Here is an 18,479-nt window from a genome sequence, read left to right on the forward strand (position 1 = left end):
GCTGACGGCCCGCCGGCTCTGACAGGCGGGCGGGCCGCATATGCTCGGCCCCATGGGATCGAGACGGCGTTGGCTGGGGCGGGGCATCGTGACGGCGGCCGGGCTGGCCTCAGTGCTGCTGCTCGGCCCCTGGGCGCTGGCCGAGGGGCTGTCGATCGGCCGCATCCATGAGGTCGACACCGCCCCCGAGGAGGATGTCGCGATCGTCTTCGGGGCTGCCGTCAGATCCGATGGCACCCCCTCGGGATACCTCCGGGGCCGCCTCGACGTGGCCGCCGATCTCTACCGCAACGGCACCGTGAGAGCGATTCTGGTCTCCGGGGACAACGGCACCCAGCACTACAACGAGCCCGACAACATGAAGCGCTATCTGGTCGAGACCCGAGGCATTCCCGGGGTCAAGGTGGTCACCGACTATGCCGGCTTCGACACCTATGACACCTGCGTGCGGGCCCGCAAGATCTTCGCGGTGCGCTCGGCCATCCTGGCGACCCAGGACTACCACGTGGCCAGGGCGGTGGCGACCTGCCGGATGACCGGGCTGGACGTCCAGGGGGTCGCCGACCACCAGCCGCGGGGCAAGGTCTGGTGGTCCGGCTGGAGCCGTGAGTTCGGCGCCCGTCTCAAGATGGTCTGGGACGTCGTCTCCCGGCGCACCCCCACTCTTGGCGCTCCCGAGGACGGCATCAGCCAGGCACTGGCGGCCCGCTGACCGGGTCGCGGACGATCCTCCTCAGGTCGGTCCTGGGCACCCATCACAGCCCTAAGTCACATGAAGGAATGTGATTTTCACATCAGAAGATGTTGCACGGGTGTGCAAAGACCGTGAATGGCGGCGTTCCCCCGATCCCTGCGGCGTAACCTCCTGTGCGTCGCGCAGGTCAGTGTCGGCTGCACAGGACAGCACCGGACCAGGGCGACTCGGGTCCGAGGACCCGACGATGGGACCTGAGGGGAAGGCGCTCGATCACCTCCGGCACAGCTGCCGCGGCCGTTGATCACGGGCAATGCCCAGCGCGCACCGAACACCTGCCACTCACCGAACACCGGATGTCACTCGGCACGTCAACGAGGAGTGTGTCACCGCGCTGCGGTGGAAAGGGTTGAGATGAGCACAATGAGTACCAAGGGGAGCCCGTCGGAGGGCTTCCTGGAACGTCAGGGGATCGCCAGACACCTGCTGTGGGGATTCGTGGCGGTGATCCTCTTCCAGACCGGAAATGGCATGGAGCTGGGCTTCTACTCCCACTTCCTGCAGGCCACCAAGGGGTTGACGTCGGGGCAGGTGGCGTTCATGACGGCCGCCTACGGCATCGTCATCGCGATCGCCTCCTGGTTCTCCGGATCGCTGGCGGACGCCTGGGGATCGCGCCGGGTGATGCTGCTGGGATTCGCCGCCTGGCTGGTCTTCGAACTGGTCTTCCTGTGGGGCGGCGTCACCACCGGCACCTACTGGGTGATGGTGACCGGCTACGCGCTGCGCGGCTTCGGCTACCCGCTGTTCTGCTACGGGTTCCTGGCCTGGGTCACGATGGACACCCCTCCCGAGCACCTGGGTCGCGGGGTCGGCTGGTTCTGGTTCGCCCAGGCCCTGGGAATGGGGGCGCTCGGCGCCTACATCCCCAGCTGGTTCCTGATCCCGGCCCTCGGCGAGATGGGCACCTTGTGGACCTCATTCATCTTCGTCATCGCCGGCGGTCTGCTGGCGGTCTTCCTGGTACGTCGTCCCAAGGGCCTTCAGGACGCCGATCAGGGCGCTGCTCCCTCTGTCAGTGAGACGATCGGCGGCCTGGTGAGCGGCGTCACGGTTCTCAGCGATCACCCCAAGACCGCGATCGGCGGGGTCGTGAGGATCATCAACCAGGCGGCCTACTTCGCGATCCCGGTGTTCTTCGCCCCCTGGATCGTGGGCACCGTCGGGATGGACCAGGAGCGCTGGCTGACCATCTGGGGGACGCTGAATCTCGCCAATGTGTTCGCCAATCTGGCCTTCGGCTACATCGGTGACGCCATCGGCCGGGTCCGCACCGTCGCCTGGTTCGGTGGTCTGGGATGCGGCATCGCGGTCTTCCTGATGTGGTGGTTCGCGCACTCCCTCAACGGCAGCTTCGCCGCGGTGATGGGAGCCGGGATCATGTTCGGTATCTGCCTTGCGGCCTATGTGCCGCTGTCGGCGATCATGCCGATGCTGGCCCCCGAGCAGAAGGGTTCGGCGGTGGCGATCCTCAATCTGGGCGCCGGTCTGTCGAACTTCGTGGGGCCCGCCCTGGTGACCCTGGCCGGCCCGCTGGGGGTCGGTGGCCTGATGATCTTCTACGCCGTGCTGCATGTGGTCGGCGGTGGGCTGACCTACGGCCTCAAGGCCGGGGACGGTGGCGAGGACGGTGGTGATCCCGGCCGTCCGGGTGCCGGAACCGGGTCCCCGGACAGCACCCCGGCCAGCCCTGATCCGCTGTCGGTGTGAGCTGGGGCGGGGCTGCTGCGGTGGGTTGATCGGGAGCCGCCACGAGGTGCCTGATCGGGTGCTGCCGTGGTGGTCCGACCCGCAGGCCGGCAGATGCTGCTGAGCCCCCTCACAGACCTGGGTCTGTGAGGGGGCTCAGTCCTGTGGTGCTGAGGTTGTCCGTGCGGCGTCACCCCTGTCAGGGCCGACCACCGCCGGACCTGCGCCCGGCGGCGTCACCCCTGTCAGGGCCGACCACCGCCGGATCAGACCTCCAGCGGGTCCCCGCCGAGCCGTACTCCGGTGTCCAGCCCGTCGATCTGAGCGATCTGGTCGTCGGACAGCTCGAAGTCGAAGACGTCGAAGTTCGCGGCGATCCGCTCCGGGGTCACCGACTTGGGGATGACGATGTTGCCGATCTGCAGGTGCCAGCGGATGATCACCTGGGCCGCGGTCTTGCCGAGGTCGGCGGCGATCTGCTCGATGACCGGGTTGGTGAGGTCCTTCGACATCCCCAGCGGGCTCCAGGCCTCCGGATGGATGCCCTGGGCCAGCAGCGACTCCCGGTAGGCCTTCTGGGTGAAGGTCGGGTGCATCTCGATCTGGTTGACCGAGGGGGTGGCGCCGTTGAGGTCGTCCAGGTGCACCTGGTTGAAGTTGGAGACGCCGATCGAGCGGACCAGACCCTCGGTCTTGAAGGTCTGCATGGCATCCCAGGCCTGGATGAACTGGCCCTGATGCTTCACCGACGGCCAGTGGATCAGGTAGAGATCCAGGTGATCCATGCTCAGCTTGGTGAGGCTGGTCTCCAGGGCCTTGCGGGCCTCGTCCTTGCGGTGCATGTCGTTCCACAGCTTGGTGGTGACGAAGAGCTCCTGGCGCGGGATGCCGGAGGTCGCGATGGCCCGGCCGACCCCCTTCTCATTGCCGTAGATCGCAGCGGTGTCGATGTGTCGATAACCGACCTGGAGGGCCATCGAGACCGACTTCTCGGCGACGTCGTCGGCCACCTGCCAGGTGCCGAAGCCGAGCTGGGGAATGGTCACACCGTCATTGAGCGTGATGTTCGGGACCGCCATCTGAAACCTCCGTGAGTTGGAAATGTTGTCCATAGGCCTCAACGCCGGGGACGCCGGGGAATGTTCCACCGGGCATGCCACAAGGGTTGCACGACAGCGCGCGGTGCGCTCCCGATATGGGCGAGACAACCGTCCCAGTCAGAGGTGCAGGCAGGCCGTCCGCCGGCCCATTCGCACTGTGGGAGAATGCGGATCATGTCGTCTCTGCCCTCCCAGCTGGCCGCCCGCATCGAGTCCGTCACCGGCGTCGACCCCGAGTTGCGACCGGCCACCAAGCCCCAGTTCGGTCATTTCCAGTCGAATGTGGCGCTGCGTCTGGCGAAGTCCCAGGGACGCCCGCCGCGCGAGGTCGCTGCCGACATCGTCTCCCGGCTGGACGCCGCCGACCTGGTGGAGACCCCTGAGATCGCCGGTCCCGGGTTCATCAACTTCCGGCTGCGTACCGACCTGCTGGCCCAGGTGGCCTCCGAGCTGGTCGCCGATCCGCACGCCGGGATCGCCCAGGCCACTCACCCCCAGCGGGTGGTGATCGACTACTCGGCCCCCAATGTCGCCAAGCAGATGCACGTCGGCCACCTCCGTTCCACCATCATCGGCGACTGCTTCAACCGGGTGCTGAGCGCCCAGGGCCACACCGTCATCCCGCAGAACCACATCGGCGACTGGGGCACCCAGTTCGGGATGCTGGTGCAGTACATCGTCGAGCACCAGGTCGACGTCTCGGCCCTGGACCTGGCCGAGACCGAGCAGCTCTACAAGGACTCCAAGCGGGCCTTCGACGCCGACACCGAGTTCGCCGACCGGGCCCGCAAGCGGGTGGTGATGCTGCAGAGCGGGGACCCGCAGACCCGGTCCATCTGGACCTCCCTCATCACCGTCTCGCTGGCCGGCTTCAACGAGACCTATGCCAGGCTCGGCGTGCTGCTCACCGATGACGACCTGGCCGGTGAGTCCACCTACAACGACGACCTGCCGCGGGTGGTCGACGAGCTGGAGGCCGACGGGCTGGCGCGCGAGGACGACGGGGCGCTGTGCGTCTTCGTCAAGGGGGAGGACTCCCCGATGATCGTGCGCAAGAAGGACGGCGGTTTCGGCTACGACGCCACCGACCTGGCCGCGATCCGCCACCGGGTCGGCGACCTGAGGGCCAACCGGATCATCTACGTCACCGATGTCCGCCAGCACCACCACTTCGTGATGGTCTTCACAGTGGCCCGGATGGCCGGCTTCCTGCCCGACGACGTCTCCGCCGAGCACGTCGGCTACGGCATGGTGCTGGGCCCCGACGGCCACCCCTTCAAGACCCGCGACGGCGGCACGGTGTCGCTGGCCAGCCTGCTGGACGAGGCCGAGGAGCACGCCGCCCCCAATATCGCGCTGGCCGCCATCAAGTACGCCGACCTGTCCAATGGCCTCCAGAAGGACTACGTCTTCGACGCCGAGAGGATGGTCGAGACCACCGGGGACACCGGCCCCTACCTCCAGTACGCCCATGCCCGGGTCTCCCAGATCCTGCGCAGGGCGGCCGCCGAGGCCGATCCGGCCGTCGATCCCGAGGCGGATCTGGCCGAGTTGGACTGGGGGACCGTCACGGTGCTGGGGGAGCCCGCCGAACAGCAGCTGGCCCTGCTGCTGTCCCGCTTCGGGGAGACCGTCGAGCTGGTGGCCCATGACCTCACCCCCCACAAGCTGTGCACCTACCTCTACGAGCTGGCCGGCAGCTACTCCTCGTTCTACGAGAAGTGCCCGGTGCTGAAGTCCGAGGGCGCCGTGCGCTCCTCCCGGCTGGCGCTGTGCGCGGCGACCCGCCGGGTGCTGGGAACCGGCCTGAATCTGCTGGGAATCGACGCCCCCGACCGGATGTGAGGGGCAGCGGGAGCTCCGATGTAAGGGGCAGCGGGAGCTCCGAGGAGATCCCTTGACCACGTCCGTCCTGGATCTGACGTTCTGGCCACCGGCTCGGCCGTCCTACTCAACTCCCCCCTGACCACGTTCGTCCTCAAATCTGGCGTTCGTCCTGGAATTCCAGGACGAACGCCAGATTTGAGGACGAACGTGGAATGCCGTCGGGTGGCGGCACCCGAGGGCCGAGCGCACGTCTCTGCCAGGGTGGCTGTGCCATACGCCCCCGGGGCGGGGCTGGGTCTGACGCCCCCGGGAGGGCAGCTGTGCCCTACTCCTCCCCGCCCGCGGCGCGGATGGCGTCCTCGGCGGTCTTCTTGGCGCTGGCCTGGGTGACCGTGTCGGGGTGCTCGACCCGCCATGCGGCCTGCCAGGCGGCCCCGATGATCCCCGCCCGGTTGAACAGGGTGGCCGGCACGATCGGCGTCTCGAGGCTGAGGTACTTGAAGAACTTGACGTGATCCTTGCTCACCCCGCCGCCGACCACGAACAGGTCGGGGGTGAACAGCATCTCCACGACCTCGTAGTAGCGCTGCAGTCGCTTGGTGGCCCAGTCCTTGTAGGACATGTGCTTCTTGTCCTTGACCGAGGCTGCGGCGCGCTTCTCGGCGTCGAACCCGTCGATCTCGAGGTGGCCCAGTTCGGTATTGGGCAGCAGGATGCCGTCGTTGATGATCGCGGTGCCGATCCCGGTGCCCAGGGTGGTGAGGATGACGACCCCCGGAACCCCCTTGGCGGCGCCGAAGTGCACCTCGCCCAGGCCCGCCGCGTCGGCGTCATTGACCACCGTGACGGCGCGTCCGAGCTTGTCGGACAGGTAGTCCTGGGCGTTGAGGCCGGCCCAACCCTGGTCCAGGTTGGCGATGAAGGGGATCACCCCGTGCCGGGTGGGGGCCGGGAAGGAGACGCCGACCGGCCCGTCGCCGATCGACTCGGCGAAGTTGTCGATGATCTCCCCGATGACCGCGGCGACATTCTTGGGGGAGGACTTCTCAGGGGTGGGGATACGCAGTCGCGGCTCCGCGAAGTCGCCCACCTCGAGCTCGACGGGGGCGCCCTTGATCCCCGATCCGCCGACATCAATGCCCAGCACAGTGCTCATGGCGAGCACACTACTAAACCCCGGTGGACCCCGTCTGTCCCTGATCAGACAACCGGCATGGCGATCTCAACCGATCAACGCACCACCGTTGGGATGATGCGGATCATCGGAGAGGCGGATCGTGGGCTCGGGGTTGACACGTGAGCACCAGAACGTGATCTGGGAGAGCCGGCGCGGATGATCGCTCGCCTCGTCCGCTGCGGGTCCGCGGCCGTACGACGCCGCCTGGCGCTCACGGACGACGCTCGACAATCGCCTCGGCGGCGAGCCGCCCTGAGGCTCTCGCTCTCTGACCGGGAGGAGATCTCCCGTGGCATCGCGGCTGGAGAGTCCTCGCGGGCGATCGCAGGGACGAGGTCGGGCATTGGGAGGGTGATCTCGCGATGGGTGCTCGGCTGGGACACGAGCCACGACCGACCCCTCGACACTCATGACCTGACCGCGGGCGACCTCTACCGTGCTGCGCGTTCCCAGGTCCACGGCACGGTCTCGGTGATCTTGACCAGGCCCGCGCGTTCCAGGATGGGGCGGGAGAACTCGGTGGAGTCCGAATGGATCCACCGCGTGCCGTGCGACATCGCGGACCGGACTCGAGCGGCGGTGAGCGCACGGTAGATACCGCGACCCCGGTACGCGGGCAGCGTGGCACCGCCCCAGATCCCGGCGAAAGGCGTGCCGGCGATCGGGTCTATCCGACCGGCGCTGACGATCCGACCGTCCGCCTCCGCCGCCCACAACTCGATGTCCTCCCCCTTCGACTGGCGGTTCAGGATCTCGCGCAGCATCCGGTCCGCGTGCGGGGTGCCGCCGAAGACGGCGTCCTGCATCTCGAGGGCCGCGCGGATCTCCTCAGGCCGGGTCAGTCGATGTAGCGTCACGCCGGTCGGCGGCTCACTGCCGATCAGCGTCGACGCCTCGCCCAGCATCACCGATTCAGACTCACCGGCAGTGAAACCGGCGCAGACCAGGGCAGCCTCCAGGCCAGGCGCGTGATCGTGGCTTCGGGTCTTCCATTCCACCTGCTGGATCGAGTCGTCACCGCAGATCAGTGCGGCGACCTCGGCGACGCGCCCGGCCGGATCATCCAGCTCCTGATACGTGACGAACAGCCGCCCGCCTCCGAACAACGCGATCCACAGCGGCCCGCGGCGTTGGACGTCGACAGCCCCCTGAACTTCCGCGGCGGTGCGCAGATGAGCGTCGTACTCGGCGAGAAGATCAGCCACCCAGCCATCGTATGGGCCCAACGGCCTCCCACCCGCGCCCGACAGCCGGTCGTCCACCGCGCCACACCTCCCACGAGCAGGAGCAGGAGCCTGCGTCGCGCGACGAACTGACGCGGACACGCTCGACACCGCAGGTGGTGCGTGGATCGGTTGAGACCATCTTCGATCGATGGTCGGTCAGTCGGCGGCCAACCGGCGCCGGGCCCGGCGAGCGCGGTCCATCTCCTCGATGAGCAGGCTCCGGGCATCCGCGGAGTCCAACTGACGGCATCTCAGGTGCACCGGGCCCGACGGCAGCTGGATGGCCAGGTCGGCCACTCGCAGCAGCCGTTGGACCGGGCCCTGGTGCACCGCGGCCGACTGGACCCGCGAGTGCGGCACGACCGCGGTGCGCCGGGTGAACAGTCCGTGCCGGGAGACGATCACCTGCTCGTCGGCCCCCCAGAAGATGGTCTGGCGGTCGAACCACCGCAGCCACCGGGCGCGGCGCGGGATGGGGTGCAGGGCTGGTGATGCCGGGTCGAGGAAGGTCGCCGGATCCAGACTGGGCCACAGCGCCCCGACCACCGAGCGCAGCTGTGAGGCCGAGCCCATCGGCAGCAGGGTGGTGGCCTCCATCCTGCCCGGCGCCTCGGCCCCGCCCAGCACCGTGACGTCGATCCTGAACAGGCCGACCAGCCGCCAGGCCAGCGGCTGGCTGATCGTGATCCCCTGGACCCGGTGCGGGGGCACCGTGCGGGTGGTGAGGGTGGTCATCCCGTGGACCACCTTGAGGCCGCCGGTGGTGCGCAGCAGGGTGAACCTCCAGTACTTGATGAGGCTGCCGCTGATCACCTGGAAGACGCCCGCCAGGCCGGCCAGCACGACCGGGATGCTGATCACCTCGATGCCCAGGGCGATCGGGATGGCCAGGCCCGCGAGGATCAGCAGCAGGCACCAGATGAAGCTCAGCGAGACGAAGGTGCCGAGCACGATCTGGCGGCTGGAGACCGAGGTGATGACCGTCTCGTCGATGCGGCGGTCCTGCCAGACCGAGCCGCTGCCCGGCCCCGGAAAGGGTGGTGGAGCCTTGCTGGCGGCCCCCGGTGGTGCGGTCGGAGCGGTCGAGTCGGTCGTGCCGGTCGAGCTGGGCGAGCCCGTGGTGCCGGGGAGGACGTCGTTCGGCCGGGTGGGGCGGGTCGGCGCGACCGCGGTGCCTGCCGCGGCACCGTCCCCGGCAGCGGAGCGCGACTCCCCGGCGTCCGGGATGACTCCAGCATCGCAGGGCACCTGGGGGGCTCGGCCGATGAGGAAGTCCCGGAATCGATAAGCGTCGGCCCGTGACAGGTACTCGATCGTCCTCGTACTGGATCCGCCCACGTCGATCTGCAACCGGGCGAGCCCGATCAGCCGTGCGGCCAGCGGCTGGACGACGTCGACCGACTGGATCTTGGTCAGTGCGATCCGGTCGGAGCTGTGCTGAATGAAGCGGTGGTCGACGCGGACCTCCTCCTCGTCGATCCGGAAGGTCGTGGTTCGCCACTGGAAATAGCCGATCGCGGCCTGGATCAGGGCGATCGCCAGCACTGCGGCGACCATGACGAGGATGGCTCGCACCGGGGGCAGGGAGTCCCCGGGCTGCCAGGAGTCCATCAGCTGTTTGATGGCCCAGGCCGCGACGCCGGCCAGCACGATCCAGCCACGGACGATCGGCGTCGCCCAGTGCGGACGCTGCTCGGTGACGGCCGGTTCGGTGGCCGCAGGTCTGGGGGCCTGAGCTGGGTCCGGTTGCGATCTCTGCGGCCCGGTGGCGGGCAGGCCGGGTTCGGGCCGGGCCGGCGGGGGCTGTGTGGCGGCCGGGTCCGGCTCCTCGGGGGAGGGGATCTGGGTCATAACCCGGCGTCCGCGGTCTCGGCGACGGCGGTGATCCGGTCGCGCAGTGCAGTGGCCTCCTGGGCGGGCATCCCGGGGATGGCGGCGTCACTGGCAGGGGAGGCGGTGACCAGTCGCACCGATGCCAGCGAGAAGTGGCGGTCCAGCGGACCGGCATTGATCTCGACGGCCTGCATCCGGCCGTAGGGGACGATCCTCAGGGTGCGGAACCACGGCCCCGAGCGGATGCACAGGTCGGTGCCCCGCTCGCACCAGCCCCAGGCCGCGACGATCCGCGGCATCCGCAACCAGCGCCAGGTGGTCCATGCCAGCCCGATCACCCCGGCGACCAGCCCGGCCCACCAGGACCAGATGAACCCCAGCCCGAGGACCAGGACCACGGTCAGCAATCCCCACTCGAGCACCACGAGGAGTCTCCTCACGCTGGTGTAGCGCGACGAGATGGGCTGCCATTGCCCGCCCGGTGGGTCGAAGAGGTCGTCCATCCCAGTCACCTTAGGCGATCGGCGCGGGCCGGGGCCCTCGACCGGGAAGCAGCCAGCTCGGAGACGCTGTGTCCTGGCTGCCGGCTGTCAGGGTGGCGAGGTCGCGATGGCTGCTCCGCCTGGGCCGGCTCGGCTCCCGGCGTCGAGGTCGGGAGCCGAGCCGGTGGCGGGATCGCTCTCAGTCGAACAGGATCACCTGACGGATCGCGTCCCCGGCTGCCAGCGTGTCCATCGCCTGGTTGATCTGGTCCAGCCTGATCCGGGAGGTGATGAGCTTCTCGACGTGGAGCTTTCCGTCGATCCACATCTGGGCGTACTTGGGGATGTCGCGGGCTGGCACCGCCGAACCGAGGTAGCAGCCGATGATGGTCCGGGCCTCCCCGGTCAGTGCCGCCGGCGAGATCTGCGAGCGGGCATCGGGGTGGGGCAGTCCGACGGTCACCGTGGTACCGCCGGGGGCGGTGTAGAGCACGGCGTTCTCGAAGGCCTTCGGGTGCCCGGCGGCCTCGATGACCACCGGCGCCTTGAGCCCCTTGGACAGCGCATCCTCGGGGGTGAGCGCCTGGGTCGCCCCGAAGTTCTTGGCCTCGGTGAGCTTGGCCGGGTTGGCGTCCACCGCGATCACCTCGCCGGTGCCGGCGGCCGCTGCGGTGAGCACCGCCGACATGCCGACGCCGCCCAGACCGACCACCACGATGTCGTCGCCGGGCTGGGGGCGGCCCGCGTTGATGACTGCGCCGCCGCCGGTGAGCACCGCGCAGCCGAGCACGGCTGCGATCTCACGGGGCAGTTCGTCGGGGACCGGGACGACCGACTTGCGGTTGACCACGGCATGGTCGGCGAAACCGGAGACGCCCAGGTGGTGGAACACCGGCTTGCCGTCGCGGTGCAGCCGGATGCCGCCTCCCAGCAGGGTGCCGGCGGTGTTGGACGCCGTTCCGGGAATGCACGGCAGCTTGCCGTCGGTGAGACATCCGGCGCACTTCCCACAGCGCGGCAGGAAGGCCAGGGTGACATGCTGGCCGACCTTCAGGTCGTCGACGCCGGGGCCCAGCTTCTCCACGATCCCGGTGGACTCGTGTCCCAGCAGCATCGGGACCGGGCGGGGTCGGGCGCCGTTGAGCACCGACAGATCGGAATGGCAGATCCCCGAGGCGGTGATCCGCACCAGCACCTCGTCGTCCTGCGGATCGTCCAGTTCGAGCTCGCTGATACTGACCGGCGTGCTGGTCGCATACGGTGCGGGCCGGCCGATCTCCTCGAGAACTGCTCCTGTGATCTTCATCGTTGAATCTCCTTCGGGGCGCTGTGTGCCGCGCCCGTCTCCCGGCGCTCATTCTTCCACCATCTGCCGGGATGGAGATCGGGGATCCGGCGGCGAGGGGTCAGGAATGACCGAACCAGCGGCGCAGCTTCTTGCCGAATGATTTGTGTTGGGGCCCGTAGACCTGGAGGTCGCCCAGTGCCATGAAACCGGTCAGCGTGATGCTGGGGGCATCGGGGGCGACCGGGGTCATCCCGGTGATCTTGGAGTCGCCGAGAAAGTGGCTGGTCTGATCGATCACGCGGACCCCGTCGGGGACCAGGATCCGGACATCACCCAGCCCCGAGTTGATGTGGATGACGACGTCGTGGGCCGCCATCGCCATCGAGGTGAGGTCGATCTTGACGTCGCCCATCCCGCTGGAGATCTCGGTGCGGACCGCCAGGGTCTGGCCGGCCCCGCGGACGGTGTCGCCCATGAAGGTGACGATCCGGTCGTACTGCTGACCCGCGACGATGGGTGGCGGTGAGGACTGCGGCTGCCGGGCGGGCAGGTTGGTCGAGGGGGAGGACGCCGCCCCGGGCCGCCAGCCCAACTCGACCTGATCCATCGCGGGCACGATGGACTCGACCGGGCCGAGGTCGCGCACCAGCGGGGCGATGTCGGCGACCGTCCGGGCATCCAACGCCCCGGCCATCCGCTCCTGGTGCTCGGCGGCCTCCAGGCGCCCATCGGCATAGGCGTCGTCCAGCAGGTCGGCCAGCCGGGCCCGATCGGCGTCCCCGATTCGCATCTGCTGGTGACCCGCGGGGGAGGGGGTGTCGGTCATGGCCCAAGCCTAGAAGATGGCTGGTCGTCGGGCGGGTGGAAGTCCGTGCCGGACGAGCACGGGCACTCCGCCGATCGTCATCCCGCCGCCCGCAGACCGCCGCCCGGGGGTTGCCACCGAAGCCCTGGCCATGTCTCTCGGTGTGAGATCAGTATCCACGATACGGACAATTTCGCCGTGCGCTGCACTGACCTTGTAGCTTCTTCGCCGACGGGAGTTCGGCGCTGGTCGCGACTCTCCGATGGCGTCTCCTGTTGAGGGCCACCGCTACCGGATGGAAGGAGGGGAGATGTCTGGAGTGCCAGCTTCCTGGGCTGTGAACGTGCCGGAACCGAGGATGAATGAGGTCTTCTGCCGGTCGACTCAACTGATGGCTCCGGCATCCCCTCGTACCGCCGTCCCGACCGCGGACCTCGGCGGATGGCCGCCCTGCAGCTGTCGAATGTGTCCCCCATCAGCTCGGATCCGCGCGTTCTAACAGCCTGGTCCAGCGCGACAGAGCACCCCAGGGCGAATGGGTGGTGCACGCCGCTGCTCCCACCCTCCACCGATGTCCTGAGGGGCCCTGTGCCCCGGCTCGACCGGGCGGCATCGTGATCGCCCCGGCAGCGGCCAGTTCTCAATTCCTCATATCAGGCAGAAATTACTCGAAGGAACACTCCCACCCATTCATATCGAACCGAAGTTGCGCCGGCTCTCCGCACTCGTGCTGGCCCTGGCGACCATCACCGTCCTGGCGGCGTGCAGCTCGTCGTCCTCGGCATCCTCTGACGGTGTCAGGACCGTCAAGATCGCCCTCGTCTCGAACAACAAGCCCTACACCTATGCCGACGCGAACGGTCAACCCGCGGGCTACGACGTCGACGTCCTCAAGAAGATCGACGCCAAGCTTCCCAACTACAAGTTCGAGTACACCGTCATCGACTACGAGACGGGCCTGATCGGCACGAAGTCAGGCAAGTACGACATCGCTGCGGGCTGCTACTTCCGCACCGATGCCCGTGCCCAGCAGTACCTCATCTCGAAGCCGTACAACTACTACTTCCTCAGCCTCATTGTGAAGCCCGGCAGCCCCATCAAGACGATGACGGATCTCAACGGCAAGTCGCTCTACCCGATCGACGCCTCCGATGGCCGCTACGCCGCCTTCAAGGACTGGGTGGCCAAGCACCCCGACGTCAAGATCGACATGACGCCCTCCTCCAGCCAGGCAACCTATGCCGACATGGCCAAGGCCGTTCATGACGGGACCTACGACGCCGTCTACCGCAGCAAGGAGCAGTTCAGCGGCGTCCAGAACAGCCTTGGCTTCAAGATGGAGGTCACCGCACCAGTCGACGGGCGCGACACCGTCTATCTGTTCAACAAGAAGGACGCCCAGCTGCAGCAGCAGGTCGATGGGGTCATCGGGACTCTCACCAAGGACGGCACCCTCACCACACTCACCGAGCAGTACTTCGGCCAGGACAACTTCGCACTGGCCAAGAAGCTCGGTATCGAACGCTAGTCACGCATCCCATGCAGATCGGTCTCGATCTCATTCGGCAGGCGTTACCGGGGATCCTCGCGCATCTCCCGGTGACGCTGCTGTACTTCATCGTGCCCACCGCCCTGACGGCTGTGTTCGGACCCTTGCTGTGCATGGCCCGGCTCAGCCGCTGGGCGGTGCTGCGCGGGGCCGTGATGGTCGTCGTCTCCTTCCTGCGTGGCACCCCGGCACTGGTCCAGATCTACCTGGTGCTCTACGGTCTGCCGCTCATCTTCGGTGCTGTGGGAGTCGACATCAACGACTGGAGCGCCGGCGTCTTCTTCATCGCGGCGAGCACCTTCAACTTCTCCGCCTTCGTCTCCGAGTCCCTCCGGGGCGCCTACCTCGCGATGGACCGCGGGCAGATCGAGGCGGGCCTGAGCATCGGCTACGGCCGCTGGCAGAACGCCGTTCATGTCATCATTCCGCAGACCCTGCGCACCGCCTGCCTCAACCTCAAGAACCTCGAGATCGATCTCCTCAAGGGCACCTCGCTCGCGTACACCATCGGGGCCATCGAGATGATGGGCTACACCGACCAGATCATCGGGTTGAACTCCGGGGTGGGACAGCTCTGGCTGCTCGGGGCGGTCTCGGTCATCTACTTCGTGCTCTGCGCTCTGCTGGAGGTCTTCTTCAACCGGCTGTTCGCCTTCCTCGGCCGCCACGAGAAGCAGGAGGCGCTCCGTGAATCTTGATTTTCAGTTCATGTTGGACGACACGCCCACCATTCTCAAGGGCCTACCGACCACCCTCGCGCTGACCTTCCGGTCGCTGCTCATGGCTCTCGCTCTCGCCTGCGTCTTCGGCGCGGTCATCAATGCCCGGGTGCCGGTGCTCCGCCCCGTCGTGATCGCCCTCAACACCTTCATCAAGGGGATTCCGCAGATCGTCCAGCTGCTCTTCTTCTACTACGGGGCACCCATGGTCTCGAGGTTCTTCGACGGCTTCCTCGGCTACCAGGACGATCCGCGCCATCCGCCCTACTTCCTGGCGGCCGTCATCGCGCTCGGCCTCAACTTCGGCGCCTACATGACAGACGTCGTGATCGCCTCGGTCAGTGCCGTCAACCGGGGCCAGCTGGAGGCCTGCCTGTCGGTGGGCATGTCCCGTCGCCAGGCGTGGCGGCGAGTCGTGCTCCCGCAGGTCGTGGTGGTCTCCATCCCCGACATGACGAACTACCTCGTCTGGCTGCTCAAGGCGACCAGTGTCGCCTCCATCGTCGGCGTCGTCGAACTGCTGGCGGCGGCGCGGATCAGCGCATCCGACAGCTACCTCTACATGGAGGCGTACATCGTGGCGGCCCTCGTCTACTGGCTCGTCTGCATCGCCATCGAGTTCGGCTCCCGCAAGCTCCACAACCATCTCGGCATCTACGCCATCGACCTCAAGAACAGGTGATCCCATGGAAATCCACAACACCCCCCATCTGAATGACGAGCACGTCTTCGGGCTCCGCGAGATATCCGAGCGTCGCGCAGCGACAATTTCCAACATGGTCGACGCCGCGAAGAAGCGCGGTCTCGACGATGATTTCGCCTTCGAGGCCGTCGCGACCTATGGCACCGACAACGGCATCGACATGAGGATATCGATGGCGGACCCCGACAGTTTCACCGAGTTCGCCGATGACTTCGGCACCGATCACAACCGTGAGATCTACGAGATGGAGCGTGTCAAGCAGACCGACGACGAGCTGGTCATCGACTTCCACTACTGCCCCTATGTGGCCGCCTGGCTCAAGCAGGGGCGACCGGTCGAGGAGATGCCGCGACTGTGCGACATCGCGATGGCCGGCGACCACGCGCTGGCCGACGAGTTCCCCCAGGTGCAGTTCGAGCTGGAGGGGACGATCGCGCAGGGCAAGAGCGTCTGCCGGCTCCATTTCCGCCGCACCGGCAGCGAGCAATCGCAGGGGTCGGTGTCGGGATCGGTCGATGCCGCACAGACCGTCGGTGCCGACTCGGTGACCGATCCCCAGGGCGCCGGCGAGGAGCCCGCATGAGCGCGGACTGCACAGTCCGCGACATTCACAAGAGCTTCGGCGAGAAGGAGATCCTCACAGGAGTCTCCTTCGAGGTCGAGCACGGTGGCATTCTCGCGATCATCGGCCCCTCCGGTTCCGGGAAGACGACGTTGTTGCGCTGCATCAACGCCCTCGAGACCCCCGACAGCGGCACCGTGACGATCGGGGACAGGGTCCTCGACTACGGGAGCCATCCGCGCCACCGCGACATCCTCGCGCTGCGTCGTCGCACTGCCATGGTGTTCCAGGACTACAACCTGTTCCGGAACAAGACGGCGATCGACAACGTCTCCGAGGGGCTCGTCGTCGTCGAGGGCAAGGACCGGAAGGTGGCCAAGGACGAGGCCCTGGCCCGGCTCGACCAGGTGGGTCTGGCCGATTTCGCGGACCGCTACCCGGCACAGCTGTCCGGCGGTCAGCAGCAGCGGGTCTCCATCGCGCGAGCCCTCGCACTCCGGCCCGATGTCATCCTCTTCGACGAACCGACCTCGGCCCTCGACCCCGAACTCGTCGGGGATGTCCTGGAGGCGATCAAGGACATCGCCTCGGAGGGCGTGACGATGATCCTGGTGACCCATGAGATCCGCTTCGCTCGGCACGTGGCCAGCGACGTCATCTTCATGGACGCCGGCGCCATCGTCGAGCAGGGTGCGCCGGCGGCCGTGATCGACCATCCGGCCAATGACCGCACCCGGGACTTCCTGCGTCGCATCGACGAGAAGTGAGGGCCCGTCCCGTCGTGGATCTCGTGGTCTGCGGGCACCGGTCCGGGCGCCGCGTTCCACCTGCCGGGCCGGTGTCCGGCAGCTTTGTGCGAGGCTGTTGACTGGAGGAGTCGACATCCGTCGTACGGAACCTGGTGAGATCTGTTGGGCGTCATCGCCGAGAACGTGGCCGCGCTGGCCGTCGTCATCGCCGTCGGATGGCTGCTGAGACGGACCGGCGCGATCGGTCCGGCGGCAGGCCAGGTGCTCTCCAGCTTCGTCTACTGGGCGGCCGCCCCGGCGCTGCTGTTCTATGCGATCTCCGAGACCCCGGTGAGCCAGGTGATTGGCCGGCCACTGGCGGTCGCGGCCATCTCGGGACTGCTCACCGCGATCCTGTTCGCCGTTGTCGCAAGGCTGTTCATGAGGGCCGATGTCGGCCAGACGGTGCTCGGTGCGATGTCGGCCTCACTCAACAATGCGGCCTATATCGGCATCCCGATCGGTATCTACGTGCTCGGCCACGCCTCCTACGGGGTGCCGGTGATGATCTTCCAGCTGGGCTTCCTCACCCCGCTGTTCTATGTGCTCTCCGACCTGGTCGGCAGCCACACCCGCCCGACCCCGGCCGGCGTCCTCAGGAGGATCTTCACCAATCCGATGGTGATCGCGGCGATGCTCGGCTTCCTGGTCTCGGCGACCGGGTTCCACCCGCCCTCCCTGGTGGACACCACCGCGCATCTCATCGGAGATGCCGCGCCGGGCACCGTGCTGATCGCCCTGGGCGCCTCGATGGTGGGCCAGACCTTCTCGATGCACTCCCTGGACGGCCGGCTCACCGGGCTGGCGTGCGGGTTCAAACTCCTCGTCCAGCCGCTGATCGGGCTGGCCGCCGGACTGGCCCTGGGGCTGAGCGGTCACGCTCTGATGACGGTCACTGTGATGGCCGGGCTGCCCACCGCCCAGAACGCCTTCATCGCCGCCACCCGGGCCAAGGTGGGGGAGAAGATCGCCGAGGCCACCGTGGTGATCACCACGGTGGCGGCACTGCCGCTCACGGTGCTGACCGCCTCGCTGTTCATCCACCTGGGGGACTGAGCGGCCGGCGGCCACCGGTGTCCGCGGTGACTCGCCGGCGGACCCGGCGTCGGCCCCGACAGGTCAGAAACGGGCTCGGGACGCCATCGTGTTGAGCAGTGCCGCCGCCTGGTCGGCGTCGTCGACGGTGACCACCAGGGAGCGGCCGCCGGACTGCTCGACCAGCAGCCCCGGGCCCGATCGCAGCACGATCCCCTGGCGTCCCGAGTGGTTGATCCGCCAGCCCCAGCCGCCGAAGTCACGGAAGGGGGAGACGTCGATCACCTCGGCGCGTTCGATCTCCTCGGCGCCGATCCGGGTGCGCGGCCAGCCCAGCGCCGAGCGGATCTCGATCCCGGCGGCGTCGACCCTCACCCGGAAGGCGAACATCGTCGCGAAGAGCAGCGCCAGCAGGGCCGCCAGCGCGAGCAGGGCCGGCATCCGGCTGACGATCGACAGCACCACGATGACCAGGGTTCCGGCGATGGCGACCAACGGACCGGGGCCCCCGGAGGTCTGGCGCAGCCACACCGCCCGGGTGGTCCCGGCCAGCCGGACCCGAGGAGCCGACGCGGGCAGCGGGCCAGTGGCCGGTTGGGGACGATCGGCGGGGACCAGAAGGGCGGCCAGCGCCGCCGGGATGATCGGTGCGAGGAGGGCCGTCAGCACGATCCAGTCCAGTCCGGAGGTCTGATGGGCGTCGGTCAGGCCACGTTGGCCGGCCAATGATCCGACGAGCAGCACCGCGAGCATCCCGCAGATCCACACCGTCGAGGCGGCCGTGATCCGAAGGGTGGCTGCCGCCCGGCCGCTGAACAGGCCGATCGCCGCGAACAGGGCCACACACCCGATCCCCAGCACCGAGGCTGTGGTGAGGAGTGCGGCCAGGCTCGAGAAGCCATCGGGGGAGCCGCCTGGCCCCCAGTGGCTGGCCACCGGATC

The 18,479-nt window shown here is 67.9% G+C and carries 17 protein-coding genes; 9 read left to right on the forward strand and 8 right to left on the reverse strand.

The annotated features are described in order from the left end of the window. The first annotated feature begins 52 nt into the window (after positions 1-52). Entirely contained in the window at positions 53-712 is a 660-nt protein-coding gene (locus tag G554_RS0101315) for a SanA/YdcF family protein (RefSeq protein ID WP_027586493.1), read from the forward strand. Between the two features lie 405 nt (positions 713-1,117). Beyond that, positions 1,118-2,464 carry an MFS transporter gene (locus G554_RS0101320; protein WP_245569909.1) on the forward strand — a complete coding sequence of 449 codons (1,347 nt, stop codon included), beginning with the start codon at positions 1,118-1,120 and terminating at the stop codon, positions 2,462-2,464. Between the two features lie 245 nt (positions 2,465-2,709). Here G554_RS0101320 and G554_RS0101325 read toward each other — a convergent pair whose 3' ends face one another. Further along, complete coding sequence (locus G554_RS0101325; protein ID WP_027586495.1) at positions 2,710-3,522, reverse strand: aldo/keto reductase; 813 nt, start codon at positions 3,520-3,522, stop codon at positions 2,710-2,712. A gap of 195 nt (positions 3,523-3,717) precedes the next feature. Here G554_RS0101325 and argS point away from each other — a divergent pair, with 195 nt between their 5' ends. Beyond that, positions 3,718-5,388, forward strand: a complete 1,671-nt coding sequence (gene argS / locus G554_RS0101330; protein WP_027586496.1) for an arginine--tRNA ligase — start codon at positions 3,718-3,720, stop codon at positions 5,386-5,388. Positions 5,389-5,695: 307 nt separating this feature from the next. Here the strand turns inward: argS and ppgK are convergent, their stop codons facing one another. The 6 genes from ppgK to G554_RS0101360 all read right to left on the reverse strand — a co-directional run bounded on the left by ppgK (position 5,696) and on the right by G554_RS0101360 (position 12,202). After that, a complete protein-coding gene (gene ppgK, locus G554_RS0101335) occupies positions 5,696-6,526 on the reverse strand; it encodes a polyphosphate--glucose phosphotransferase (protein ID WP_027586497.1) in 831 nt (276 codons plus the stop codon). 452 nt (positions 6,527-6,978) lie between these two features. After that, a complete protein-coding gene (locus tag G554_RS0101340; RefSeq protein ID WP_245569910.1) occupies positions 6,979-7,809 on the reverse strand; it encodes a GNAT family N-acetyltransferase in 831 nt (276 codons plus the stop codon). A gap of 120 nt (positions 7,810-7,929) precedes the next feature. Next, entirely contained in the window at positions 7,930-9,624 is a 1,695-nt protein-coding gene (locus G554_RS16530) for a PH domain-containing protein (RefSeq protein WP_051232156.1), read from the reverse strand. Next, on the reverse strand, positions 9,621-10,109 hold the full coding sequence (locus G554_RS0101350; RefSeq protein ID WP_027586499.1) for a PH domain-containing protein: 489 nt from the start codon (positions 10,107-10,109) through the stop codon (positions 9,621-9,623). Before G554_RS0101350 ends, G554_RS16530 begins: the two co-directional genes overlap by 4 nt. A gap of 178 nt (positions 10,110-10,287) precedes the next feature. Then, entirely contained in the window at positions 10,288-11,394 is a 1,107-nt protein-coding gene (locus G554_RS0101355) for an alcohol dehydrogenase catalytic domain-containing protein (RefSeq protein WP_027586500.1), read from the reverse strand. Positions 11,395-11,494: 100 nt separating this feature from the next. After that, positions 11,495-12,202, reverse strand: a complete 708-nt coding sequence (locus tag G554_RS0101360; protein WP_027586501.1) for a DUF1707 SHOCT-like domain-containing protein — start codon at positions 12,200-12,202, stop codon at positions 11,495-11,497. Between the two features lie 685 nt (positions 12,203-12,887). Between G554_RS0101360 and G554_RS0101365 the strand changes: the two genes are divergently transcribed. The 6 genes from G554_RS0101365 to G554_RS0101390 all read left to right on the forward strand — a co-directional run bounded on the left by G554_RS0101365 (position 12,888) and on the right by G554_RS0101390 (position 17,558). Then, positions 12,888-13,709, forward strand: coding sequence for a transporter substrate-binding domain-containing protein (locus tag G554_RS0101365; protein ID WP_211220386.1), 822 nt, complete (start codon positions 12,888-12,890; stop codon positions 13,707-13,709). Between the two features lie 11 nt (positions 13,710-13,720). Continuing rightward, complete coding sequence (locus tag G554_RS13985) at positions 13,721-14,428, forward strand: amino acid ABC transporter permease (protein WP_051232159.1); 708 nt, start codon at positions 13,721-13,723, stop codon at positions 14,426-14,428. Beyond that, positions 14,418-15,131 carry an amino acid ABC transporter permease gene (locus G554_RS13990; protein WP_036924060.1) on the forward strand — a complete coding sequence of 238 codons (714 nt, stop codon included), beginning with the start codon at positions 14,418-14,420 and terminating at the stop codon, positions 15,129-15,131. Before G554_RS13985 ends, G554_RS13990 begins: the two co-directional genes overlap by 11 nt. Positions 15,132-15,135: 4 nt before the next feature. Continuing rightward, positions 15,136-15,735 (forward strand): L-2-amino-thiazoline-4-carboxylic acid hydrolase, encoded by a 600-nt coding sequence (locus G554_RS13995; protein WP_071162125.1) that lies wholly within the window; start codon positions 15,136-15,138, stop codon positions 15,733-15,735. Then, positions 15,732-16,481, forward strand: coding sequence for an amino acid ABC transporter ATP-binding protein (locus G554_RS0101385; protein ID WP_027586503.1), 750 nt, complete (start codon positions 15,732-15,734; stop codon positions 16,479-16,481). The genes G554_RS13995 and G554_RS0101385 overlap by 4 nt, the downstream gene beginning before the upstream one ends. A gap of 144 nt (positions 16,482-16,625) precedes the next feature. Next, positions 16,626-17,558 carry an AEC family transporter gene (locus tag G554_RS0101390; RefSeq protein ID WP_036924062.1) on the forward strand — a complete coding sequence of 311 codons (933 nt, stop codon included), beginning with the start codon at positions 16,626-16,628 and terminating at the stop codon, positions 17,556-17,558. A 63-nt stretch (positions 17,559-17,621) separates the two neighbouring features. Here the strand turns inward: G554_RS0101390 and G554_RS14000 are convergent, their stop codons facing one another. Beyond that, positions 17,622-18,473, reverse strand: a complete 852-nt coding sequence (locus G554_RS14000) for a hypothetical protein (protein WP_211220387.1) — start codon at positions 18,471-18,473, stop codon at positions 17,622-17,624. Positions 18,474-18,479: the final 6 nt, after the last annotated feature.

The organism is Acidipropionibacterium thoenii DSM 20276 (assembly GCF_000423445.1).
GTDB classification, from domain to species: Bacteria; Actinomycetota; Actinomycetes; order Propionibacteriales; family Propionibacteriaceae; genus Acidipropionibacterium; species Acidipropionibacterium thoenii.